At 40.8% G+C, this 23,523-nt stretch carries 22 protein-coding genes and 1 tRNA gene; 10 read left to right on the top strand and 13 right to left on the bottom strand.

What is annotated here, in order from left to right:
* Positions 1–40: 40 nt before the first annotated feature.
* Entirely contained in the window at positions 41–355 is a 315-nt protein-coding gene (gatC, locus tag FTV37_RS13050; protein WP_078189985.1) for an Asp-tRNA(Asn)/Glu-tRNA(Gln) amidotransferase subunit GatC, read from the bottom strand.
* A 133-nt stretch (positions 356–488) separates the two neighbouring features.
* Between gatC and FTV37_RS13045 the strand changes: the two genes are divergently transcribed.
* The 6 genes from FTV37_RS13045 (at position 489) to FTV37_RS13020 (ending at position 5,254) form a co-directional block, all read left to right on the top strand.
* Positions 489–1,535: a rod shape-determining protein gene (locus tag FTV37_RS13045; protein WP_086178633.1), complete on the top strand. Its 1,047-nt coding sequence runs from the start codon at positions 489–491 to the stop codon at positions 1,533–1,535.
* 16 nt (positions 1,536–1,551) lie between these two features.
* Positions 1,552–2,409, top strand: coding sequence for a rod shape-determining protein MreC (mreC, locus tag FTV37_RS13040; RefSeq protein ID WP_078189984.1), 858 nt, complete (start codon positions 1,552–1,554; stop codon positions 2,407–2,409).
* Positions 2,396–2,887: a rod shape-determining protein MreD gene (mreD, locus tag FTV37_RS13035; RefSeq protein ID WP_168379038.1), complete on the top strand. Its 492-nt coding sequence runs from the start codon at positions 2,396–2,398 to the stop codon at positions 2,885–2,887. Before mreC ends, mreD begins: the two co-directional genes overlap by 14 nt.
* Positions 2,875–3,441, top strand: a complete 567-nt coding sequence (locus FTV37_RS13030) for a Maf-like protein (RefSeq protein WP_168379037.1) — start codon at positions 2,875–2,877, stop codon at positions 3,439–3,441. Before mreD ends, FTV37_RS13030 begins: the two co-directional genes overlap by 13 nt.
* Before the next feature lie 42 nt (positions 3,442–3,483).
* The gene (gene rng, locus FTV37_RS13025; protein ID WP_078189981.1) at positions 3,484–4,938 is read left to right on the top strand and encodes a ribonuclease G; all 1,455 of its coding nucleotides are present in this window, start codon (positions 3,484–3,486) and stop codon (positions 4,936–4,938) included.
* Positions 4,939–5,080: 142 nt separating this feature from the next.
* Complete coding sequence (locus FTV37_RS13020; protein ID WP_168379036.1) at positions 5,081–5,254, top strand: PA1571 family protein; 174 nt, start codon at positions 5,081–5,083, stop codon at positions 5,252–5,254.
* Between the two features lie 311 nt (positions 5,255–5,565).
* Here the strand turns inward: FTV37_RS13020 and FTV37_RS13015 are convergent, their stop codons facing one another.
* On the bottom strand, positions 5,566–6,945 hold the full coding sequence (locus FTV37_RS13015) for a wax ester/triacylglycerol synthase family O-acyltransferase (protein ID WP_168379035.1): 1,380 nt from the start codon (positions 6,943–6,945) through the stop codon (positions 5,566–5,568).
* A 167-nt stretch (positions 6,946–7,112) separates the two neighbouring features.
* The gene (locus FTV37_RS13010) at positions 7,113–7,847 is read right to left on the bottom strand and encodes a phosphoadenylyl-sulfate reductase (protein WP_168379034.1); all 735 of its coding nucleotides are present in this window, start codon (positions 7,845–7,847) and stop codon (positions 7,113–7,115) included.
* Between the two features lie 200 nt (positions 7,848–8,047).
* Here FTV37_RS13010 and thrH point away from each other — a divergent pair, with 200 nt between their 5' ends.
* Positions 8,048–8,665: a bifunctional phosphoserine phosphatase/homoserine phosphotransferase ThrH gene (gene thrH, locus FTV37_RS13005; protein WP_078189978.1), complete on the top strand. Its 618-nt coding sequence runs from the start codon at positions 8,048–8,050 to the stop codon at positions 8,663–8,665.
* A 72-nt stretch (positions 8,666–8,737) separates the two neighbouring features.
* Here the strand turns inward: thrH and FTV37_RS13000 are convergent, their stop codons facing one another.
* From FTV37_RS13000 to FTV37_RS12985, 4 genes are all read right to left on the bottom strand, one after another.
* Complete coding sequence (locus FTV37_RS13000; RefSeq protein ID WP_180064049.1) at positions 8,738–9,889, bottom strand: OmpP1/FadL family transporter; 1,152 nt, start codon at positions 9,887–9,889, stop codon at positions 8,738–8,740.
* 305 nt (positions 9,890–10,194) lie between these two features.
* The gene (locus tag FTV37_RS12995) at positions 10,195–11,454 is read right to left on the bottom strand and encodes an OmpP1/FadL family transporter (protein ID WP_180026496.1); all 1,260 of its coding nucleotides are present in this window, start codon (positions 11,452–11,454) and stop codon (positions 10,195–10,197) included.
* A gap of 538 nt (positions 11,455–11,992) precedes the next feature.
* Positions 11,993–12,065: transfer RNA gene (locus FTV37_RS12990), tRNA-Arg, on the bottom strand.
* A gap of 73 nt (positions 12,066–12,138) precedes the next feature.
* A complete protein-coding gene (locus tag FTV37_RS12985; protein ID WP_078189974.1) occupies positions 12,139–13,527 on the bottom strand; it encodes an amino acid permease in 1,389 nt (462 codons plus the stop codon).
* A gap of 330 nt (positions 13,528–13,857) precedes the next feature.
* Between FTV37_RS12985 and prpF the strand changes: the two genes are divergently transcribed.
* The gene (prpF, locus tag FTV37_RS12980; protein WP_180064048.1) at positions 13,858–15,048 is read left to right on the top strand and encodes a 2-methylaconitate cis-trans isomerase PrpF; all 1,191 of its coding nucleotides are present in this window, start codon (positions 13,858–13,860) and stop codon (positions 15,046–15,048) included.
* A 242-nt stretch (positions 15,049–15,290) separates the two neighbouring features.
* Here the strand turns inward: prpF and FTV37_RS12975 are convergent, their stop codons facing one another.
* Positions 15,291–16,352: an RNA-guided endonuclease TnpB family protein gene (locus tag FTV37_RS12975; protein ID WP_180064047.1), complete on the bottom strand. Its 1,062-nt coding sequence runs from the start codon at positions 16,350–16,352 to the stop codon at positions 15,291–15,293.
* Between the two features lie 113 nt (positions 16,353–16,465).
* Between FTV37_RS12975 and FTV37_RS12970 the strand changes: the two genes are divergently transcribed.
* On the top strand, positions 16,466–17,428 hold the full coding sequence (locus FTV37_RS12970) for a GGDEF domain-containing protein (RefSeq protein WP_180064046.1): 963 nt from the start codon (positions 16,466–16,468) through the stop codon (positions 17,426–17,428).
* 130 nt (positions 17,429–17,558) lie between these two features.
* Complete coding sequence (locus tag FTV37_RS12965) at positions 17,559–18,467, top strand: polyprenyl synthetase family protein (RefSeq protein WP_078193048.1); 909 nt, start codon at positions 17,559–17,561, stop codon at positions 18,465–18,467.
* A gap of 190 nt (positions 18,468–18,657) precedes the next feature.
* On the opposite strand, the gene putP is transcribed toward FTV37_RS12965, so the two are convergent.
* From putP to FTV37_RS12940, 5 genes are all read right to left on the bottom strand, one after another.
* A complete protein-coding gene (gene putP, locus FTV37_RS12960) occupies positions 18,658–20,148 on the bottom strand; it encodes a sodium/proline symporter PutP (protein WP_180055351.1) in 1,491 nt (496 codons plus the stop codon).
* A gap of 211 nt (positions 20,149–20,359) precedes the next feature.
* Complete coding sequence (locus FTV37_RS12955; protein ID WP_078189969.1) at positions 20,360–21,214, bottom strand: SPFH domain-containing protein; 855 nt, start codon at positions 21,212–21,214, stop codon at positions 20,360–20,362.
* 16 nt (positions 21,215–21,230) lie between these two features.
* The gene (locus FTV37_RS12950) at positions 21,231–21,710 is read right to left on the bottom strand and encodes an NfeD family protein (protein ID WP_078189968.1); all 480 of its coding nucleotides are present in this window, start codon (positions 21,708–21,710) and stop codon (positions 21,231–21,233) included.
* Positions 21,711–21,809: 99 nt separating this feature from the next.
* Positions 21,810–22,733 carry a patatin-like phospholipase family protein gene (locus FTV37_RS12945; protein ID WP_180064045.1) on the bottom strand — a complete coding sequence of 308 codons (924 nt, stop codon included), beginning with the start codon at positions 22,731–22,733 and terminating at the stop codon, positions 21,810–21,812.
* Between the two features lie 61 nt (positions 22,734–22,794).
* Positions 22,795–23,430 carry a 1-acyl-sn-glycerol-3-phosphate acyltransferase gene (locus FTV37_RS12940; protein ID WP_180064044.1) on the bottom strand — a complete coding sequence of 212 codons (636 nt, stop codon included), beginning with the start codon at positions 23,428–23,430 and terminating at the stop codon, positions 22,795–22,797.
* Positions 23,431–23,523: the final 93 nt, after the last annotated feature.

Below are 23,523 nucleotides of genomic sequence, written 5' to 3'. Positions count from 1 at the left end.
CTTTACGTTTAATTTGAAAAAATGTTGATCTGAATAAAAATTATTCAATCACACGCGGAACAAGGTACAAGCCATCCTGTACGGCAGGAGCAACTGCTTGATATGCTTCGCGATGATTGGTCTCAGATACCACGTCTTCACGTAAGGGCTGTGGATTGTCGAATGGACTTTTTAGTGGTTCAACACCGTCAGTATCGATGCCTTTCAGGGTTTCCATCATGCCTAAAATTTTATTTAAACTTTGAGCATAGTCGGCAGATTGCGCTTCATCTAGCGACAATCGAGCCAGATGGGCAATCGCTGAAACTGTTTGTGCATTTAGATCTGCAGAATGCTGTGCATCCGATGTAGACATAACATTACCTAATCAGTATTAAAAAAATTCAAAATATCGTGGCTTATAATAAGCGATTGACTTGTTCAAATCATCACATTTAGTTAAAGTTGCCACCTTGCGTCCATATAAAAGTTTAACTGAGAACGTCCCCGTGATTCTAAAACGACTAATTGGCTTGTTTTCGCCGGATCTTGCCATTGATTTAGGCACTGCAAATACACTTATTTATGCGCCAGGACGAGGCATTATATTAAATGAACCGACGGTGGTGGCAATTCGCCACAGTGGTTCACAAAAAATCGTTGCCGCAGTAGGTCTTGACGCGAAGCAAATGCTAGGTCGTACACCTGCAAATATTTCTGCGATTCGCCCAATGAAAGATGGTGTGATTGCAGATTTTGAAGTCACTGAAACGATGTTGAATCAATTCATTGGCAAAGTGCACGAAAAACGTTTGTTCCCACCTGCACCGCGTGTCGTGGTGTGTGTGCCATGTAAATCGACGTTGGTGGAACGCCGTGCAATCCGTGAAGCTGTATACAATGCAGGTGCACGTGAAGTTCGCTTAATTGAAGAGCCAATGGCTGCTGCAATTGGTGCAGGTATGCCTGTTGAGCAAGCTTGTGGTTCGATGGTTGTCGATGTTGGTGGTGGTACAACTGAAATCGCGATCATTTCACTTCAAGGTTGTGTCTATGCAGACTCACTACGTATCGGTGGTGATGTATTTGATGAACAAATCATTAATTACGTGCGTAAAGCACATGGTTGTGTGATTGGTGAAACCACTGCAGAAAACATCAAAAAAGAAGTTGGTATGGCGCTTCCAGAAGAAGGTGCAAAACCTTTGGAAATCGAAGTCCGTGGTCGGAACTTGGCTGAAGGTGTACCTCGTGCGATTACCGTAACTTCTGATGAAGTGACTCAAGCGATTTCTGATCCACTGCAAAACATTGTGGCTGCGGTTAAATCTGCACTAGAGCAAACGCCACCTGAGTTGTCTTCAGACATCGCAGAACGCGGTATTGTGTTGACTGGTGGCGGTGCATTACTTCGCAATCTTGATAAGCTTCTTGCAAAAGAAACAGGTCTTCCTGTCGTGGTTGCAGAAGATCCACTATCATGTGTTACACGTGGTGGTGGTAAGGTTCTCGAATTCTTCGATAACCCAAATCATGACATGTTATTTGTAGGCTAAGAAAAGGACTCGGCGGGTGCAAACGCAACTGTTTTCAAGACAACCGCCATCTTTTCGCTCATTTATCATTGCGGTGATTACATGCTTGGTGGTGCTTTTCTTTGATTGGCGCATGCCACATGTAATTCAACCGGCCAGAGACGTCTTGTATGCGGCATATAATCCAATTTATGCCCTTGCAAGCTATCCAGTGTTATCGCGAGAATGGCTGAATCAACAAACCAAGTCTGAAGCTCAATTACGTCGTGAAAATACCGCGATGCAAGCAGAGTTAATTCAGGCTCAAGTCCGTTTACAGAAACTTTCTGAACTTTCTGCTGAAAATACTCGACTACGTGGACTACTCGATACACCACTCATCATTGATGGTCGTATGGAGATTGCCGAAGTCATTGGTACTGATGCTGATCCCTTACGTCATATTATTGTGATTAACCGTGGAGCCAGCAGTCAGCTTAAAGTGGGACAAACTGTACTCGATGACAAGGGCATTATGGGGCAAATTATCAATGTTTACCCGCATAGTAGCCGTGTCATGTTGCTCTCAGACAAAGAGCACTCTTTATCCGTGCGTATGGAGCATACAGGTATGCGCGCAATCGTTACGGGTACAGGTGACTTAGGTCGACTTAAGATGGAATACGTGCCAACCAGTGCGAATATCAAAGTCGGTGAAAAAGTCTATAGCTCAGGGCTAGGGGCACATTTCCCAGCAGGATATTTGGTGGGGACAGTCTCGAAAGTCAGTCGTCACAATAGTGGTGAATTTGCCCAAATTGATATCAATCCTGCTGCCCAATTGGCAGGTGGTCATCATGTGGTTGTGCTATTTTCCGATTCTTTAGCGATGGAGCAACCGCATGTCACTCGCTAAGCTTAGTCGTCATACAGAGCGCGACCCATTATTTCCAATTATCTTTTCCATCATTTTGGCATCCGTGCTGATGGTGTATCCGCTTTCTTATGACCTATCGGGTTGGCGCCCATTATTCATGATGATGATCATGCTATTTTGGGTCCTCTGTCAGCCGACATGGTGCGGTGTTTGGTTTGCATTTGCCACAGGTCTCTTTACGGACTTATTGACTGATGCGCCATTTGGCATGAACGCACTGAGTTTTGTGGTCATTGCATTTGTGACACGCTTTTTGACCCGTGAACGTCGTATCCTCACATTTGGTAATTTATGGATTATTGCTGCAATGGCAATTTTCGCGCATTTACTGTTTGTGTGGATTGTTCAAGTGATGGGTGGAGCACAGTTTTCATTTGCCCGCCATTGGCAGCCAATTGTTACTAGCTTACTCATTTGGCCAATCATGTATTACTTCTTGAGAAAATGGCGCATATAATTTTAGCTTCGAGTTCTCCTCGACGACGCGAACTATTGCAACAATTAGGTCTGGAATTTGAAATTTTCAGTCCAGATATTGATGAGTCCGTGTTGGAAGGAGAACCTGTAGCGGATTATGTAGAGCGTTTAGCACGTGCTAAAGCTTGCGCAGTACAACAACAATTCCCTGATGCTATTGTTATTGCCGCCGATACCAGTTTAGGCGTTGATGAGCACATTTTAGGAAAACCAGCGTCGAAAGCACATGCTTTTTCTATGTGGGAAATGATCTCTGGACGAAAACATGATGTGTTTTCAGGTGTTTGTGTCAGTACAAAAGATCAAATATACAGTATAGTAGTGCGCACACAGGTTGAATTTCAAACGCTGAGTCTAGCTGACATGGAAAGCTATTGGGCAACAGGTGAACCAATCGGCAAGGCGGGAGCCTACGCCATTCAAGGAATTGCTGCGCGCTATATTCCTTGTATTGAAGGGAGCTACAGCAATGTCGTTGGGCTGCCTTTGCATGAAACCGTACAGTTATTACAGACAGTTAAGGCATTAAATTAACTGCTGCAACACAAGAATTTTTATAATGTTTTGAGTTTTGATATGTCTGACGAGTTGTTGATTAACGTCACACCGATGGAATGTCGGGTGGCGTTGATTCAAAACGGTACGGTCAATGAATTATTTGTTGAGCGCACCGTGAAGCGTGGGTTAGTGGGCAATATTTATAAAGGGAAAGTTGTTCGTGTGCTTCCGGGTATGCAGGCTGCTTTTATTGATATTGGATTGTCGAGAACGGCTTTTTTACATATCAATGATATGGTCTGGCAGCGCAATCAACCGACCCCGAACGTTTTTGAGCTGTTACAACCGGGACAAGTACTCACCGTACAAGTGATGAAAGATATGTTGGGTACAAAAGGTGCACGACTATCAACTGATCTTTCTATTCCTTCCCGTTACCTCGTTTTAATGCCATATGGCAGTCATACCGGTGTTTCACAGCGCATTGAGTCTGAAGAAGAACGTGATCGCTTGCGTAGCATGATTGAACGTATTCAAAAGGAACACAACTTACCGGGTTCAGTCATCGTTCGTACTGCCGCCGAAGGTATTCCTGAATGTGAAATTGCGCAGGACATGGCTTATTTAGCAAAACTGTGGGAATACATTCAACGTAAACAACGCAGTATTGTTGTGCCTTCATTGATTTTTGAAGAGCTACCTTTACCACAACGCGTCATCCGTGATTTGGCCAATGAAGATACTTCTAAAATTCAGGTCGACTCACGTGAAGTGCATGGCAAATTGCAAGAGTTTGTTCAAGAATTTGTACCGAGTATGCAAAATCGCTTACTGCATTATCCGGGTGAGCGTCCAATTTTTGACTTGTACAATGTCGAAGAGGATATTCAGAAAGCCTTACAGACACGTGTAGCACTTAAGTCTGGCGGCTACCTGATGATCGATCAAACTGAAGCGATGACCACGATTGATGTCAATACTGGCTCCTACGTCGGTGGTCGTTCGCTTGAAGACACTGTGTTTAAAACCAATATGGAAGCCACACAGGTCATTGCACGTCAGCTCCGACTACGTAACTTGGGAGGGATTATCATTATTGACTTCATTGATATGCAAGAAGCACATCATCGTGAAGAAGTGATGAGCCAGTTTGAGAAAATGCTCGAGCGCGATCATGCTAAAACCAAGATCACTCAAGTGTCTGAGCTGGGTTTGGTGGAAATGACTCGGAAACGCACCCGTGAATCTTTAGAGCATCTGCTTTGTGATTCTTGCCCGACTTGTCAGGGGCGTGGTTATGTGAAAACGGCTGAAACAGTTTGCTATGAAATTTTCCGTGAAATTTTGAGATATGCACGTGCTTATGAGTCACAAAGTGGTTTCACTGTGGTGGCACATCCGTCGGTGATTGACCGATTGTTAACTGCTGAAGCACCTGCAGTGGCTGATTTAGAGCACTTTATTAGCCGTGTGATCAAGTTCCAAGTGGAAAATTTATATACGCAAGAGCAATACGATATCATTCTGAGCTGAAATTGTAACAGAATATCGTTAAACACTTGTTACAACTGAGATTTTACTTTTGAACTGTTATTTTGAATACTAGACACATCAAATAGCCAAAGCCATTTTCCTGCATTGGACTTGAAAATGGCTTAGCAAAAAGAGGTGTACTATGGGTGTTAGTAAAACAGTAATGAAAAGTGGTCTTAAAACTGTAGTTGAAGCAAAAGCGATCCATTCAGGTTATATCGTGGATGAGCGTGGTAATGAGGTTCAAATTACAGCGTCTATGATTCGCTCTGCTTGTCATCAGTTACTTAAACAGTGCCGAGCTATCAAAGCTTAAATATTGAAATATAAATAATGTAATCCAGAGGGTTATAGTGCTAACGCGCAATTCTAAAATATTTAATGCGCTAAAATTTTATAAATAATGGAAAATAAACTTAATTATCAGTGCGTATCTACAAGTCATAATTAAACAAAAACAACGGATTTGTTTACTTAAATTTTAGCTGAAATATATAATTTACACTAAAAAATCAAACAAAGTTCAAATACTAAAAACCCGTCTAGATTTTGCAATGTAGACGGGTTTTTATCTTTTTGGATGGTTCAATCTGCTGCAGAACTGATACCAAATCTTGAAGCAGGCGGTTAGCTAACCGCCTGTAACTTTGGGGAATCTTGGTTCACAATAGTTTCAAATCGTTGAATTTCTTCTTCCAAATGTGTTAGTAAATTTTGCATTTTTGGCAGCGCATTACGACATGCGGTTAAACCCACTTCAAGCTTATCTAAATAGCTGGTCATGGTGATATTAAGCGCTTGACCATCCAAAACAATAGACGCTGGGTAGAGCGCTTCTAAACGTGCACCATTCCAATATAACGGCTCTTGTGGGCCGGGAACATTCGAAATGACCAAGTTAAAGGCCTGACGTTTTGGCATGAAGCCTGATGCAATATTTAAACCTGCTGCACTGTAGACAAAAGCACTGTAGTTTAAAATTTGATTCGAGTTCATCCGCTTAAAGCGCTCTTTGGCATTGAGCACACTACGACGCACAATCTTCAACCGTTCTAGCGGATCTTCTTTATGGGTTCCAAGATTGGCCAAAATCATGGTAATACGGTTTGACATATCTGAATCATCGGTACGCACAGATGCAGGCACCATGGCAATCAATGGCTTTTTAGGTAAAGCATTTTGTGTAATTAAATATTCACGTAATGCGCCTGAACAAATTGCAAGCACAATATCGTTAATTGTTACGCCGAGTGACTTGGCAATATGTGACAAACGTGAAAATTCAAAAGACTGAGCAGCGAAACGACGAGAAGAACTAACCCGTTGGTTTAATATTGAACTCGGCGCTTGGAAACTAGACACATAATCCGGGTTACGCCCCATATCTTTCATTACTGTTTGTGACAGTTCGTACAAAACTCGTGGAGTTGAGTCAAGTTGTCCCTTAATGGTCGATAACAGACCTTTCATACGACTGGATTTAGGCTGTTTCAGGCGTTTTGCACGAGGGCCTTCTACACACCATGGTGGCACAATTCTTTTAGCATCTGGGTCATGCGAAAGTGATTTTTCAACTAAACGCATACCTGCAATGCCATCGACCATCGCGTGGTGGATTTTGAAGTACATCGCAAAACGATTGCCTTCAATGCCTTCAATAATATGGCAAGTCCAAAGCGGTTTCGCACGGTCAATCAGCGCACTGTGTTCTTGAGAAATATAAGTCAAAAGTTCACGAATACGACCGGGATGCGGCAGTGCGATATGGCGGAAGTGATGATCTAAATCAAACTCTTCGTCTTCATCCCAAAAGAAGCCGTTGAGTTTATTGTTAAAAGGAGGAATAGGAATGGATTTTGAATTACGAATATCTGCGACTAAATCTTGAATAAAAGTATCTGGTGCATTGTCAGGGATCTGAAATAAAAATAGACCACCTACGTGCATCGGTTGTTGCCGTTTCTCTAAATTTAAGAATATGAAATCAATAGGATGTAATGGACGCATAGCGTTGATTGCCTCACTGCAATTTCTACAGCTGCTCATGTATGAGTAGCATTGTTAGAATTATTAAATTGTCATTTGCAGTATAGCGTTTTTACGTTGAAATGATACGGAATTATGTGTATCTATGCGTTGAAAAAAACCACTGCTATGCAGTGGTTTTGTGATCTTTATTTTTTCATGTTGCCTGCGTGTAAGCCGCATTCTTTATGGGTTGCATCTTCCCACCACCAGCGACCTTCACGTTCGTGTTGATTCGGTAAAACAGGTCGAGTACATGGTTCACAGCCAATCGAGATAAAGCCACGTTCGTGTAGTGGATTATATGGAATTTCCATGAGACGGATATAGTTCCATACATCAGCGCTAGACCAGTTTGCCAAAGGATTATATTTAATCAATTGCTTGCCCGGACCTGAAAAACCTGGGTCAGCTTGTACCACTGGAATTTCATTACGTGTGCCTGGGCTTTGGTCTTTACGTTGACCTGTGATCCAGCCATCTAAAGTGGCTAGTTTTTTACGCAAAGGTTGTACTTTACGGATACCACAGCATTCTTTATGTTCATCTTGATAGAAGCTAAAAAAGCCCTTTTCTGTTACCAGTTTTTGTACGGCATCACTTTCTGGGAAACAGATTTCAATATCAATTTTATAATGTTTACGGACAGTATCTAAAAATTGGTAAGTTTCAGGGTGTAAGCGACCGGTATCTAAACTAAATACACGAAAAGGAATCCCTAAGTTTGATGCAAGATCAATCAGTACAACATCTTCTGCACCAGAAAAGGAAATCGCAACTTCACCTTGCTGGCTAAGCGCAAGTTTCATAATCTCAGAAGGTGATTTATCTGCATATTCAGATGCAAGTGCATCGACAAGGTCAATAGTAGGGATGGTAGTCATGAATGTCCTGGCTATAGGCTTGGAACGTTAAAACCTATATTAATTTATTTCAGAACTATTTTAATGGAAATGCTAAAACACACTTATCACTAAAAAATAGATACTTATGAAAAAAACAGATTTAAAAAAGAACAATGCATTTTTTTATTCTTCCGCTATGATAATGAAAAATTTTTTTCACATAACAGAGGGTAGAGTGCATGGAAGTCGTTTGTTTAGATCTAGAAGGGGTTTTAGTACCTGAAATTTGGATTAATTTTGCGAAAAAAACAGGCATTAAAGAACTTGAAGCAACGACTCGTGACATTCCAGATTACGATGTGTTGATGACTCAACGTTTAAATATCCTAAAACAACACGGTTTGGGTTTAAACGATATTCAAGACGTAATTGCAGATATGGGGCCATTTGAAGGTGCAAAAGAGTTTGTAGAGTGGGTACGTACTCATTTTCAATTAATTATTCTTTCAGATACTTTCTATGAGTTTGCACATCCATTAATGCAGCAACTTGGTTGGCCAACGATTTTCTGCCACAAATTAGAAACTGATGAAAATGGTATGATCTCAGCTTATAAGCTTCGTCAACCTGATCAAAAGCGTAAAGCCGTTCAAGCATTGCATGGGTTAAACTTCCGGGTGATTGCAGCAGGTGATTCTTATAACGATACGACGATGCTTGGTGAAGCAGATGCGGGTTTCTTATTTGATGCGCCTGACAATGTGATTGCAGAATTTCCACAATTCCCACCAATTCATGGCTATGCTGCATTAAAAGAAGCGATTCGTAATGCTTCAGTTCGTGATATTCCAGCTTAATTCTGTATAGCTGGTTATAGAAAAGGGCGCTTATGCGCCCTTTCTTGTTTAATGCAAAGCTGTTCTAACAACTTAGAAGCGATAGCCTATTTTCAAACCATAGCCAAGCGCATGGTTATCTTCAAATTCACCTACTGGATTACCACCAGTTTGAGCAGTAGCATCACCTAACCAGAAGTATTTAACACCTGCTTGGATGAAATAGTTTTCAGCAGGACTATATTGACCACCTAGACCAACATTCCAATACCCTTCAACAGGGCCTAAAGTCGTAACAGGGTTGCCAGCACCCGAATCGTAACCTACAGATGCAGAACCAGACCATTTGCTGTTAAATTTATGGCCTACACCAACATTAGCTGACCATTGGTCGTCTGAGTAATCAATAAGATTTTGACGGACATGAGGTGCTGGAATTGAACTTACGTTACCAAGTAAAGTTGGTTTAACCGCAAACTGGCTCCAATGTACCCAACGAACATTGGCAAATGCTAGCGTATCTTTAGCAATACCTGTTTGGAAATCTAAGTTAACTGATTGAGGTGTTGTTGCATCAACAGATGATGTCAGCGCACTTAAAGATGGATACGGTAGAAGCGTAGTTTCATTGGATTTTGTATTATGTTCAATTTCAGAGCGGTAGGTAATAGCCGCTTTTAATGCAATTTCAGGAATCGAATAAGCAACACCTGCTAACCAGCCATAAGCTTCTTCACGTTCCATTTCGATGTTATAAGTACCAAGTTTGGCATTACCACCATAAGCAGCACCACGTAGTTTGATATTGGCTTCTACAGTTTGCCAAACTGGACCTGCATAAAAGTTCCAATTTTCGTTTGGTTGGTAACCAATTAGGGCAGTTAAGCTTTCAGTTTTAACATCTACAGATGTACCTTGAGCACCATTACCAAATACTTGCGATGCAGCATCATATTCAGCTTCTGCACCGTATGGTTGGTCGTAAATTAAACCTAGTGAAATTTTGTCAGTCGCTTGTACTTTGACAGCAGCGGAAGGGAAGTAATATGACTTCGCCATGTCATCGACATTAAGTTCATTTGACTTTACTTCTGCATCTAGAACAGTGATACCTGCTTCTGCATAGTTACCAGGTTGTAAAAATGCAGAAATTGACTGGCCTGAACGATCTAGACCCGCTGCAAATAATGATGCTGTTGGTAAAGCGGTAAGTAAAATTGCGTAGCTAAGGTGATTTAAGCGCATACTTTTCCCTGTTTGTAACTTTTGATGTTATTTCAATGTGTGGAAAGTAACATAAATAGAAAAACAGTAAATAAGAGTTGCTACTCTAAAATTGAACTAGGGAAGTTAAAAAATGAGCATGACTAGAGTATTTATTCTAGTGATTGATAATTATCTTTATGATTTTTAAATGAAAAATTAGAGTAAAAAGCTTAGTTTTTGATAAATGTTTTAGTAAATTTAAATGTTTATTGTTTGATCAAACAAGATAGGGAAAGAATAAAAAGTTAGGGCCATAGCGAACTATGGCCCGAATCATATTTAAATTAGAAGCGGTAACCGATTTTTAAACCGTATGCCCAAGCATCGTTATCTTCAAATGATGCTACTGATTCATTTGTACCAAACATTGATGCAGGTTGTGCTTCAGCATCACCTAACATGAAGTATTTAACACCACCTGCGATAAAGTAGTTAGGCGCTGGGCTGAATTGTAAACCTAAGCCAACGTTCCAGTAGCCTTCAGTAGGACCAAGTGTTGATACAGGGTTACCTGCGCCTGAATCCCAGCCTACAGAGACGTTACCAGCCCATTGTTCACTAAATTTACGACCTACACCGACTGTAGCATTGATTTGATCATCAGTATAAGCAACAAGATCAAACCCACCCACTGGGCCACGACCAATGGCACCTAGTGTTTCAGATGCTGCACCAAAAGCAGTTGGACGAATTGCGAAATTTGACCAATCTACCCAACGGACATTCGCAAATGCGACAGTGTCGGCCATGATACCAGTTTGAAAATCTAGGTTAACAGACTGAGGTGTAGTGATCTTGGTGTCAGCACGTGTTGAAAAAGCACCGCCAAGTAGAGCACTGTTTCCAGTTTCTGTGGTTGCAGCTTCGTGATCAATTTCAGAACGGTAAGTAATAGATGCTTTTAAAGCAATTTCTGGGATTTGGTAAGCTAATCCTGCTAACCAACCAACGGCGCTATCTTCTTTCATATTTGCATTATATAAACCGAGAGCTTGGTTTGCTCCATATGCAATACCACGTAGTTGAACATCGCCTTTTACTGTTTGATATACACCACCGCCATAAATGTTGAAATTTTCAGTCGGTTGAAAACCAAATATCATCGAAATATTTTGGGTGTGAACGTCGACTTCAGTTGTTTCGCCCATTAATTGGAATGCGCCAGGGTTACCTGCAACTGGTAGTGTTTGATCTGTTGCACTATATTTAGCTTCTGCACCAAAAGGTTGATCATATAGTAAACCAAAAGAAAAATTATCAGTTAGCTGTAATTTTAATGCTGCTTGTGGAAAATAGTAATCACCCGCCATGTCATCTAGTGAAGTATTGGCAAGAGCTCCTAATGTTGGGTTGCTAGCAGGTGCAGTGCTGTTCATCTTCCCTGAAACATTCGGATCTAAAACCGAAATACCTGCTTCAAAATAGTTCCCTGGTTGTAAAAATGCAGAAATAGATTGTCCTGAACGATCTAGTGCTGCTGCAAAAGCACCTGTCATTGGAACTGAAGCAAGAATCATGGCTGTAGCTAAAGTTTTTAATTTCATTCTTCGTCATTCCTTGAGATACGAATTTGATTTTTATGGTTACTGCATATATTCGTTATGGAAAACTTCTTAATACTCTTAGGCTTAATTGTTACTCCATGTGACAAAAATAGCACAATTAAAATAAGAGTAAATGCTCTAGATTGAAAAATATGGCTAAAAGTTGCTATTTTTAGAGTAAAAGTACTAATTAGTATATATAACATTTTGATTATTATTTAATATTTTCATTTAGCGCATTATTTTCTAAACCTAGAAAAAAATTGAAAAAATTTTGATATGAGCAGTCATAAATTGATTTTTTGGCCTTATGGACCATACTATGTGTCGTTTTTTGCATTGAGAGGTAGGTGGTTAGCACATTTTAAAGCGCTATTTAACTGTTCTTAAAAATAGTCTTTGAACAGTAATCTTTGTAAAAACAATAATTAAGTTAAAAACTGTAATTGATGGGTTTTTAGTGTGAAAGGTTCTTTCTTTATATTTATTGGTATATGGGGGATTACAAATACAGGGAGGAGGGATATCTCAGAAATTGTGCGCTCTGCGGGACTCGAACCCACGTCGGTCGCTTAGGAGGCAACTGCTCTATCCAGTTAAGCTAAGAGCGCAAGACGGAGGCTAATGTACTCCTATTTTAGCTAAAAAAAAAGTTATTGCCGAAACAATAACTTTTTAAATTACTTAGTCTTTATGAACTTCATTGGGGTCAATGTCGCTCAAATCTTTAGGATTAAGATAGTTAAACATTAATAACATGACTGTAATCCAAACAGGGATCATTAGAACAGATTCCATAAAGCCCTGAGTCCACATAATAAAGAGAACTAAAGCAATAAAGATCAGAACGATGTAGTTGCTGACTGGTGCCCAAAGTGCAGGATAAGACGTTGTAAAATTCAAAATACGTTTTGCACGACGGAACTGTAAGTGAGTCATGGTAATCATCGCCCAGTTAAGGACAAGTGCACCAACCACCACATACATTAAGTGACCCAGCGCATCTTCAGGTACGAAGTAGTTTAAGAGTACGCAACCGAAAATCAGGACTGCAGAAAGTAATACCGCTGGAATTGGCACGCCACTTTTGTTGGTTTTAGCGAAAACTTTTGGAGCATTACCTTGCTTCGCCAAGCTGTAAAGCATACGGCTATTGGCATACATACCGCTGTTATAAACAGACAGTGCTGCAGTTAAAATAATGAAGTTCAGTAAATGTGCAGCCCAATCAATACCCAGTTGGCTAAAGATCATCACAAATGGACTTTTGTCTAGACCACCTAGTTCAAGCTGATTCCATGGCACAAGTGATAATAGAATAGTCAAAGAACCCACGTAGAAAATCAAAATACGAAAAACAACTTGGTTGATCGCTTTTGGAATAGTTTCTTTTGGATTTTCAGCTTCCGCTGCCGCCATACCGATCAGTTCAATACCACCGAAGGCGAACATCAAGAAAGCCAGCATGAAGAATAAGCCTTCAAAACCATTTGGGAAGAAACCGCCCTGACTCCATAAGTTGGTAAATGATGCTGTTGAGTTAGCATCTGCAGTCAGCAGCAAATACAAACCAAATACGATCATCGAAATAACCGCAGTGACTTTAATAATCGACAGCCAAAACTCAGATTCACCATAAAACTTCACATTACCTAAGTTTACTAAAGTAATGATCACGAAGAAGAACAGTACAGATGCCCACGCTGGAATATGAGGCCACCAGTAGTTGATGTATTTCGCAACAGCGGTGAGTTCTGTCATTGCCACTAAAATATAGAGAATCCAGTAGTTCCAACCTGTTAAGAAACCTGGAAATTTCCCCCAATATTTATATGCAAAATGGCTAAATGAACCCGCTACAGGTTCATGGACGATCATTTCACCCAACTGACGCATAATTAGAAAGGCGATCAAACCGCCAATGGCGTAGCCAAGAATAATGGATGGTCCAGCAGATTGAATCACATGCGCTGAGCCCAAGAATAAGCCTGTACCAATTGCACCACCCATGGCAATCAATTGAATATGACGATTCTTTAAGCCACGCTTGAGTTCGGAGGAATTGGTAGTCAAGTTACTCTTCCCGAGAATGGTTTAATTTTGGTAATTGTAATGTATAGAGAATGAATAGCCTAGTAGCTCAAAATTTATGAAAAATATTTATAGGTTTAATAACCTATTTTTCGTTTTAAATGCTGAATTAAAAATTTATGAATCAATAGATTAATTTTATTTTAATTGAAATTCTGATACTTGGCTTTATATGGAAAAGGTATCGAATGTTGTTTTTTTATACTTAAGTCATGTGATTGTTAAAACTTCAATTAAACATTGTATGATGCAAAAGCGCAGAAAAGAATGCTCTGCCAAAACACAATGATAAAGATTAAGGATTCAATAAAAATGAGTTTTGCTCCCCAAATTAAAATTGCAGCGACTTATATGCGTGGTGGTACAAGTAAAGGTGTATTTTTCAAGCTAGATGATTTGCCCCTTGCAGCACAACAAGCTGGAAAAGTTCGCGACCAACTTTTATTACGTGTGATTGGCAGTCCAGATCCTTATGGCAAACAAATTGATGGGATGGGTGGAGCGACTTCAAGTACCAGTAAAACCGTGATTTTGGCAAAAAGTTCACAGCCTGAGCATGATGTAGACTATCTATTTGGACAAGTGTCGATTGATAAAGCATTTGTCGACTGGAGTGGTAACTGCGGAAATTTAACTGCAGCGGTTGGTGCGTTTGCCATTTCAAATGGTTTGGTTGAGGCATCACGTATTCCTGAAAATGGTTTGTGTACGGTTCGTATTTGGCAAGCCAATATTCAAAAAACCATTATTGCGCATGTACCTATTACTGATGGTGCAGTACAAGAAACCGGTGATTTTGAACTAGATGGTGTGACCTTTCCAGCAGCCGAAGTTCAAATTGAATTTTTAGACCCCGCAGATGATGGTGAAGATGGCGGTGCTATGTTCCCTACAGGGAATTTGGTCGATACCTTAACCGTACCCGATGAAGGCAGTTTCGCTGCAACATTTATTAATGCAGGCATTCCAACGATTTTTTTAAATGCAGAAGATATTGGCTATGTCGGCACTGAACTGCAAGATGCGATCAATGGTGATGCCAAGGCATTGGCCCGTTTTGAAAAAATCCGTGCTTATGGTGCGCAGCAAATGGGTTTGATTTCAGATATTGCTGAAGCAGAACAGCGTCAACATACCCCAAAGATTGCATTTGTTTCAAAACCGAAAGCCTATACATCTTCGAGTTCTAAACAAATTTCAGAACAAGATACGGACTTATTGGTTCGTGCCTTGTCGATGGGGAAACTGCATCATGCCATGATGGGCACAGCGGCAGTTGCCATTGGTACAGCTGCGGCGATACCGGGAACGCTTGTGAACTTAGCCGCGGGTGGTGGGGAGCGAGAAGCTGTGCGTTTCGGACATCCGTCTGGGACGCTACGTGTAGGTGCGCAAGCAATTTATGAAAATGGTCAGTGGGTCGTTAAAAAAGCCGTGATGAGCCGAAGTGCGCGTGTCTTAATGGAAGGCTGGGTGCGTATTCCTGCGGATAGTTTGGATTAAGCATTTAACATCTCATTTGAAATCAGCCTCTGCTTTGCAGGGGCTTTTTTTTGCCTTTATCTTTTATATGAATAAGCAAATCATGAATTGGTATATCTTTTTATATAATATGAACTGCATTTAATATTAGAAAGTTTCTGTGATTTATGTCAGATTAATTTTGTTAGCATTTTGCGTAGCTTTACCCTGAAAAAAAGTAGCGAAACCATGCTTAAAAAAGACTTATTGACATCCTCACCCCCTTAAAAGAGGGTGATTCCTACAGCTAGACGCTTATGCCCAAGCGCAAGAATGTTTAGAGCTGAGTTTATATCTCGATCATGAGCTGTACCACAGCTCATGCACTCCCATTCTCTTATTCCAAGATCTGTCCTACCTTTTGGACTACTTGAGGTGATCTCACCGCAGCACGAACAGATTTGGGTGGTATAGGCTTCTTGGACTTCTTCAAACAATACGCCTGCGTTCTCGCATTTATACTTGAGCATTGTTTTTAGTGCAGAAAATCCTGTATCCAAAACAGATTTTGCCATTTTGGTTTTTACTAATTTTTTAGCACTCAAGTCACCTACAATAATCAATGCATTTTCATTCACAAGCTTGGTGCTTGCTTTATGCAAGTGATCTTTTCGACTATTTGCAATCTTGGCGTGTAATGCACGAACACGCTTCTTATTCTTGGCTCTCTGAGCAATACCTAATTTCTGCTCATATTTTCGATAGAATTTTGGATTTGAAATTACAGTGCCATCAGAACAGGTGGCAATATCTTTTAAGCCTAGATCAATACCAATCGCTTTGGTTGCTGTCGATTTATCTTGCTTAGGCGATTCAACAACAAGACATACATACCAACGCCCACGGCTATCCTCTACAAATGAACCTGTTTTTAACGTGTATTTGCTTAAACCGTAGCTATCCCAAAGCTTAAATTGGTGTTTTCCATACTGGACATATCCATTGGCATATTTGATAGCCACCTTTTTAAAGGGAACCCATCCCAAAGAGCGCCTTGCTGATTTTTTATTGCTGACACGCCATTTCAGCTTTGCCTTTTTAAATTGCTTTCTTCGGGTGACTAATTCTTCAGTTACAGCCTGAATGGTTTGACTATGTAAATTACATTCTTTGGATGTGCCTTTCGTATATTTGGCAATATCAAAAGCAGAGAGAAATTCACCTTTCCGCTTCAAATGCCTAAACCCTAAATCATTGACATAATTCCAGACGAAGTTCACTTCTGATGCTAGTTGGTCTAACACCTTGCAATGTTTGTCTTTTATACGTAATTTAAGGGTTTTCATGTACTTATATTAACAATCAAAACTCAAGGAAAATAGTCCTTAGTTAAATCAAACGACACTTCATGTCGTGTCGCTTATATCTCTGACCTGAAGGACAGAGTTTTACGCTCCATTTGATAAAATCGGACCTACCTACTGAACAATTGGCTGTATTAGAAGCGTTGCCAATGCCTGCTGCGTTATTTTCTGCCACAGCTGAGCTGATATGCGCCAATCAAATATTTAAACATCGATTTCAGTCAGACTTACAAGAGATCGTATTAAATCACGTGTCTGAGATGCAGCAAAAGACCAAAGCCACAAGTTCTGAGTTTGATTTACGCTGTTTTGAGAACGATAGCATTGAACCCTTTATGTATAGTGAAAACGAACGGCATTATTGGTTCACGCTCAAACCAAAGTTTAAACAAAGTGGCGATTTGGAACATGTGTTGTTGTGCTGTGCGGATATTACAAATTTAAAGCAATTCGAATTATCGCTGTTGAAACATAACCAACAACTCGAACAACAAGTTTATTTTGATTATCTGACAGGGATAAAAAATCGACGTGGATTTGATTTAGACCTTTCTCAGTGGCAAAAAAGCTTCGCGGTTGAACAAGCCAATGAAATTTGTTTGATTATGCTCGACTTAGACAATTTTAAGCAAATCAATGATATCTACGGTCATGCGTTTGGCGATGAAGTTTTAAGAAAAAGTGCGCAGCTTTTAAGGATGCAAATTAGTCAACATGCAGATGCACAAATATATCGCATGGGTGGGGAAGAGTTTGCAATGATTATGCCACGCACGGCTATATCGACTGCATGTTCGATTGCACAACAATGTTGTGAGCAAATCTATGCTTCTTCGATGAATTATGCGGATAAGGCTTTACAACTGAGTATCTCATGCGGAGTGGCCTTGTGGGATGGTACAGAGTCATTTTTTGAAACATTGGCACGTGCCGATCGGGCTTTGTATCAAGCCAAGAAAGGCTCGAAAAATTGTACCTGTTTTAATGATGGACAAAATGTGGCGCTATTTGAGGAAACGACATTTAAAAAACCATCAGACTGTGGGAAAAACACATAGATTTAGGCCGTAACATAGAGAAAGATTTGAGAAAGCAGTATGATGCAACAGGTCAAAATTGACAGAAAACATTGGCAGTCGATTTGCTAATGAACGAAGCAGTTAAATATTTAAAGTATTTGAGGTGAATGTGTCTTCTTTAACAGACGTTTCCACACATGCCCTGACAGAAGCGCAGCAGCGTATTCAGCAGGATTTACTGACAGCGCTTGATGCATTTTCAATTCCAGAACCCTTAAAAGGGGCGGTGTATCATGCTGTGATGTTGGGTGGAAAACGTGTTCGACCGGCACTTTGTTATGCAACAGCAGCATTAAAACCCAATACAAATTTTGCAGCCGTACGCCGTGCTGCAGTGGCGATCGAATTTATTCATTGCTATTCATTGGCACACGATGATTTGCCGTGTATGGACAACGATTTACTCCGTCGTGGTCAACCAACCTGTCATGTGGCTTTTGGTGAAGATACGGCTTTACTTGCTGGCGATATTTTACAATCGATGGCTTTTGAAGTTTTAGGCAGCCGTCTCTTTGATCAAGGCCCAGCCGTTGAAGCGCCGATCATCTTAAAGCAAATGCAAATTTTAGCGACTGCAACTTCCAAAATGGTCAATGGCCAAGTTCTAGACTTACAAGCGGAAGGCAAGCATGTCAGTCAGGATGAACTGGAAAATATTCATCGAAATAAAACTGGTGCTTTAATTTCTGCTGCAATCATGATGGCTGCAGTGACAATATTTAATGGCACAGATCAAGCCATTCCTAAACTCCGTGAATTTGGTCTCGCGATTGGTTTAGCGTTCCAAGTTCAAGATGATATTTTAGATATTATTGCTGACACTGAAGCATTGGGTAAAACAGCGGGTAAAGATCAACAAGTGGATAAATCCACATATCCTGCGTTAATGGGTCTCGAGCAAGCCCAAGCTTATGCAGAAGAATTACATGCACAAGCACTTCAAGCTTTGGATTATTTTGCAGAAGATGCGGCAGAATTACACAAGATCACGCAGTTTTTATTAAAACGTCAAAGTTAATATGACGTAGTAAAGACATTAGCCCACACATTTAACATGTTGTGGGCTTTTTTATATTTTGTATATTTGGAACAGAAGTAAATAAACCATCTACGGAATATCTAAATGGATGACATGATAAAAAAAGGACGCTAGGCGTCCTTTTTTGCAGATATTAAAACTTAGAAATTAAATTTAAGTGCTATTGGTCTTAAATACTTTCTTTATAGATACGATCTGCTTCTTCAAATTTTTCAGTGACTTCGGCAGATGGTGCTTTGCCCATTAAGCTCACAATGATGATTGCAAGTAGTGAGCAGATGAAGCCCGGAATAATTTCATAAACGCCTGTGTCGCCCCAGAGGTTTTTCCATAGAATAACCATAACAGCACCAACCACCATACCTGCTAAAGCACCATTGAGTGTCATGCGTTTCCAAAACAATGACATGATAATCAGTGGGCCAAATGCAGCACCAAAGCCTGCCCATGCATATGCGACGAGACCAAGGACTTTAGAGTCAGGATTACCCGCCATATAGATCGCTAGCAACGCAATCATTAACACCATGATACGGCCGACCCAAACCAATTCTTTTTGTGAAGCATTTTTACGTAAGAATGATTTATAAAAGTCTTCAGTTAAGGTACTTGAACATACTAAAAGCTGACAGCTTAGGGTACTCATGATCGCAGCTAATATCGCGGCCAGTACGATACCTGCAACCCATGGGTTAAATAGAATTTTAGTCAATTCCATAAAGACCGTTTCAGGGTTTGCTGTAACGACACCTGCCAGTTCTGGATGCTGTTGGAAATAAGCAATACCGAAGAAGCCTGCTGCAACTGCGCCACCGAGGCAGAGCGTCATCCATGTCATACCAATACGACGTGCATTGGGAATCGATTTAACAGAATCTGCTGCCATGAAGCGGACTAAGATATGCGGTTGACCAAAATAGCCTAAGCCCCATGCTAATAAAGACATGATTGCGACAAAACTTAAGTCAGCAAATACATTCATCGCTTGAGGGCGTGCCGCTTCTAGTGCCAGAGTGAACTGGCTTAAATCAGAGAATGACAACATGACCACGATAGGGGTAAGTAGCAAGGCAAAAATCATAAAGCCCGCTTGAATGGTATCGGTCCAACTGACAGCAAGGAAGCCACCAATAAACACATAGCTCACCGTTGCAATGGCACTGATCCAAAGCGCAGTGCTATACGACATACCAAACATACTTTCAAATAATCGAGCGCCTGCAACCATGCCTGAAGCACAGTAAATTGCGAAGAAAATCAAAATAATCACAGCAGACACGATACGTAAGATTTTCTTTTGATCGTTAAAACGATTTGAGAAATAGTCAGGTAGGGTCAAGGCATTATTTTGAACTTCGGTATGTACCCGGAGACGACCTGCAACAAGTAGCCAGTTGAGCCAAGCACCGATGATCAGACCAATTGCAATCCACATTTCAGATAAACCTGAAAGGTAAATCGCCCCCGGAAGACCCATGAGCAACCAACCACTCATATCCGATGCACCTGCAGAAAGGGCAGTGACAAAGCTCCCTAATCGGCGGCCACCTAAAATGTAGTCAGAAAAGTTACTGGTCGCACGGTATGCAAGTAAACCGATCACGACCATGGCGACAATATAAAAGAGAAAGGTAATTAGGGTGGGATTCAGGGAGCTCATACGGTATCCGCTTTGGCGTTGGACAATTGCGTTTAATCAGGGGACTCAATGGGATTTGCCTAAGCCAAGTAGGTGAAATCGAACGATAAGTCCTAAAACGTCAAAAAAATAACGTGAAATTTAAACATAAATTCACAAACTTTGCCTTCTTTTTTGTTTTGGGCATAAAAATGGGTCGTATATCACGACCCATTTTAATTAATGCGAAGATTTAGTTATTACGTCCCATCACACCACGAATCGTATTCAGTACATCCGCAGGTAAAACCACAGTTTTGGCATTATTAGATTTAGCCATATCTTGCATGGCTTTAACGTATTGTTCACCCAGTAAGTAAGCAACTGGAATTTCTTTATCGCCGACGGCTGAACTCACCATTTCAATTGCACGTTGAGAAGACTCTGCCAGTACCACTTGAGCTTCTGCATCACGACGAGAGGCTTCTAAACGACCATCAGCTTCCAAAATAGCCGCTTGTTTTTCACCGTCTGCCTTGGTGACTGTTGCACGACGTTGACGTTCAGCGGCCGCTTGCTCTTCCATTGCCGCTTGCATGGTATGAGAAGGTTTAATATCTTGAATTTCTACAGTTTTAAGCGTAATACCCCAGTCAGAGATATCGTCAGAAATTGCGGCTTTAAGTTTAGCCTTAATATGATCACGCGATGAAAGTGCATCATCGAGGTCCATTTCTCCGACAATTGAACGTAAAGAGGTTTGAACTAAGTTTTGAATTGCCCATGTGTAGTTTTCAATACCGTAAACTGCTTTTTCAGGTGTGGTTAAATTGATATAAGCCACAGCATTCATCAGTAGTACCGCGTTGTCACGTGTGATCACTTCCTGAGAGGGAATATCTAACACGATATCTTTGGTTGTGACTTTATAAGCTACTTCATCGACATACGGAATCACAAAGTTCAGCCCCGGATTGAGCGTGGTATGGTATTTACCTAAACGCTGAACAATCCATTTATAACCTTGGGGAACAATACGGACACCTTTAAAAATGGTGACGGCTACAAAAACTAAGAGCGCTAAAAAAACAATAGAAACACCAGACATGTCATTTCTCACTTATTTATGGATTGTCAGTGGGGTGGTTGCTGCTGTGCAGTTGGACGACTAAATCATTGCCTAAAATATCGGTCACGCGAACACGATCACCGACTTGAAGTGCATCTTGGGTACGGCAATGCCATTCGTCTGAACCTAAAACAGGCATCGGGAAGCGAACTTTAACGCTGCCATGATTGAGCTGGGTTTGAATCACCATACCCACTTGGCCAATTGTCGCTTCACGCGACAGACCTGCTTTGGTTTTATCGATGGATAAAGGCTTAATAAATTTGAACCACAAAAATGTGCAGAGCACGGCAAAAATAATCCAAACCACAATTTGGACATTAAAGTCCATGGATGGAAAGATCCAATATAAGATCCCAACCAAAATTGCGGAAACGCCAAACCATAGAGCAGCAAAAGACGGCAAAATCAGTTCAAAAAGCATCAAAGCGACGCCCAATACAAACCAGTGCCAAGGTTCTAAAATAAATTCCATACATCTACTCTTATATAAGGGTGAATTGATATAGATGAACCAGCATCTATATCAATGTAGCAGATGTATAACTCAATGAATATAAAAAAAATCGTTGAATTATATTTTCGCTTTTGGTGCTGGTTTAAAGGCCGCAGGGGACTGTTTAAAGTTATCGATCGCCTTAATAATGCTATTCACTTTGAGCTGTGCGGCTTTTTCACCTTCTAAAATCGTCGCATTGCTCGACTTCAAATCGAGTGTGCCGATATGTCCCACTTTAGGTTGAATCACGAAATTAGCATTTTTCAGTTCTTCATTAATACTTTGTTGTCCCATGATGTTAATGGTTTGATCGAGTAAACCAAACATGCTTACGGCTTTGCTACCGTCAGGACGCGCAGAAATATCAACAGCAATCACGATATCTGCACCCATATCACGTGCCGTTTTCACTGGAATCGGGCTGACTAAACCCCCATCGACATATTTAACCCCTGCAATAGTCGCAGGTACAAATACATTTGGAATGCTGCACGATGCACGCACTGCTTGGCCAGCATTGCCGCGGTTAAATTCAGTTTTGCTGCCATTATCTAAACGGGTGGCTACAGCAGCAAAGCGTTTTGGAAACTGTTCAATTGGTTTATTGCCGACGTTTTTATTAACAAAGTCTTGCAGTTTTTGCCCTTGAATAATGCCTTGGCTATTTAAGGTTAAGTCACGAATATCGGATTCTTTAAAGTTTAAGGCCAATTGCTGCATTTGATAAGGCGTTTTACCGCTGGCGTACAAGCTACCGACAAAACTACCCGCACTGGTCCCAGTCACAATTTTAGGTTTAATACCATGTGATTCGAGTACTTTAAGCACGCCAATATGAGCAAAACCTTTGGCACCGCCACCACCGAGCGCAATCGCGATCACCGGTTCACGTGCTTTGGCAGGTGTAGGTGTCGTGGTTGCAGGCGTTTTGGTTGCGGAATCACAGCCAGCGAGTGCCAATACGAAGAGGCTAGGAATCAGGTAATGCAAAAGTTTCATGGGTGAAATCTGATGGTTAAATATACAAAGTGCACATCACATCAAAAAAATAGCCATTTGACTAGGGCTTTTTCCAGTGCTTTTGTAACGGCAATGCCAACCATTCGGGATTTTTCGGGGAAAATTTGCCATCATAAATCTTCAAAATTTTTTTGAGATCAGTTTCAAAATCTCCACTGGGTTCAAAAACACCTAAGCAATGAATGGTTTTCTTTGCATAATCAAAGCTAAACATCACAATAGGTATCTGTGCTTCATAGGCAATATAGTAAAAACCACTACGGATTTTATCGGCTTTTTTTCGTGTTCCCTCAGGTGCCATTCCAATCCAAATTTGATCTGTCGCTTGGACAATCTCAGCAATTTCACGCGTCAGTCCATGTGGATTTTCACGCTGCACAGGAATCACGCCGACCCAATCCAAAAGTGGTTTTAAGGGAGTATCAAAAAGGGTGTTTTTACCAAAAATGGTTATTTTTATCCCGATCCCAAGCAAGGCAAGAAAACCATGCCATGCATCTATATTAGAAGTATGCGGAGAAATGATTGCCACAGCTTTGGCAAGGTTGGGAAATTCGCCGTCAAATTTCCATCCTTGTGCCAAAAAAAGTTTTTTAAAAATAGCGCGGCTCAGGGGGAAGCCGCGTGATGGAACTTGATCGGGCAAAACTGGAAATAATTGAGTCTTTTGATTCATTGCATATTCTTATATAAGTGAAATCCATTTTCGACGTGATGCACTTTAAAAATACGGCATCAGTATTGACCTTTATCTTAGGTCGATGATTTT

Origin of the sequence: Acinetobacter sp. YH16042, assembly GCF_013417245.1 — a bacterium.
Lineage (GTDB): Bacteria > Pseudomonadota > Gammaproteobacteria > Pseudomonadales > Moraxellaceae > Acinetobacter > Acinetobacter amyesii.
The sequence above is the reverse complement of the archived record's forward strand: the minus strand, read 5'-3'. Positions and strand labels throughout refer to the sequence as shown.

Coding starts and splice junctions, on each gene's coding strand:
- gatC (WP_078189985.1), bottom strand. CDS start 355: ATGTCTACATCGGATGCACAGCATTCTGCAGATCTAAATGCACAAACA.
- mreD (WP_168379038.1), top strand. CDS start 2,396: ATGTCACTCGCTAAGCTTAGTCGTCATACAGAGCGCGACCCATTATTT.
- FTV37_RS13030 (WP_168379037.1), top strand. CDS start 2,875: ATGGCGCATATAATTTTAGCTTCGAGTTCTCCTCGACGACGCGAACTA.
- rng (WP_078189981.1), top strand. CDS start 3,484: ATGTCTGACGAGTTGTTGATTAACGTCACACCGATGGAATGTCGGGTG.
- FTV37_RS13020 (WP_168379036.1), top strand. CDS start 5,081: ATGGGTGTTAGTAAAACAGTAATGAAAAGTGGTCTTAAAACTGTAGTT.
- FTV37_RS13015 (WP_168379035.1), bottom strand. CDS start 6,945: ATGCGTCCATTACATCCTATTGATTTCATATTCTTAAATTTAGAGAAA.
- FTV37_RS13010 (WP_168379034.1), bottom strand. CDS start 7,847: ATGACTACCATCCCTACTATTGACCTTGTCGATGCACTTGCATCTGAA.
- thrH (WP_078189978.1), top strand. CDS start 8,048: ATGGAAGTCGTTTGTTTAGATCTAGAAGGGGTTTTAGTACCTGAAATT.
- FTV37_RS13000 (WP_180064049.1), bottom strand. CDS start 9,889: ATGCGCTTAAATCACCTTAGCTACGCAATTTTACTTACCGCTTTACCA.
- FTV37_RS12995 (WP_180026496.1), bottom strand. CDS start 11,454: ATGAAATTAAAAACTTTAGCTACAGCCATGATTCTTGCTTCAGTTCCA.
- prpF (WP_180064048.1), top strand. CDS start 13,858: ATGAGTTTTGCTCCCCAAATTAAAATTGCAGCGACTTATATGCGTGGT.
- FTV37_RS12975 (WP_180064047.1), bottom strand. CDS start 16,352: ATGAAAACCCTTAAATTACGTATAAAAGACAAACATTGCAAGGTGTTA.
- putP (WP_180055351.1), bottom strand. CDS start 20,148: ATGAGCTCCCTGAATCCCACCCTAATTACCTTTCTCTTTTATATTGTC.
- FTV37_RS12955 (WP_078189969.1), bottom strand. CDS start 21,214: ATGTCTGGTGTTTCTATTGTTTTTTTAGCGCTCTTAGTTTTTGTAGCC.
- FTV37_RS12950 (WP_078189968.1), bottom strand. CDS start 21,710: ATGGAATTTATTTTAGAACCTTGGCACTGGTTTGTATTGGGCGTCGCT.
- FTV37_RS12945 (WP_180064045.1), bottom strand. CDS start 22,733: ATGAAACTTTTGCATTACCTGATTCCTAGCCTCTTCGTATTGGCACTC.
- FTV37_RS12940 (WP_180064044.1), bottom strand. CDS start 23,430: ATGAATCAAAAGACTCAATTATTTCCAGTTTTGCCCGATCAAGTTCCA.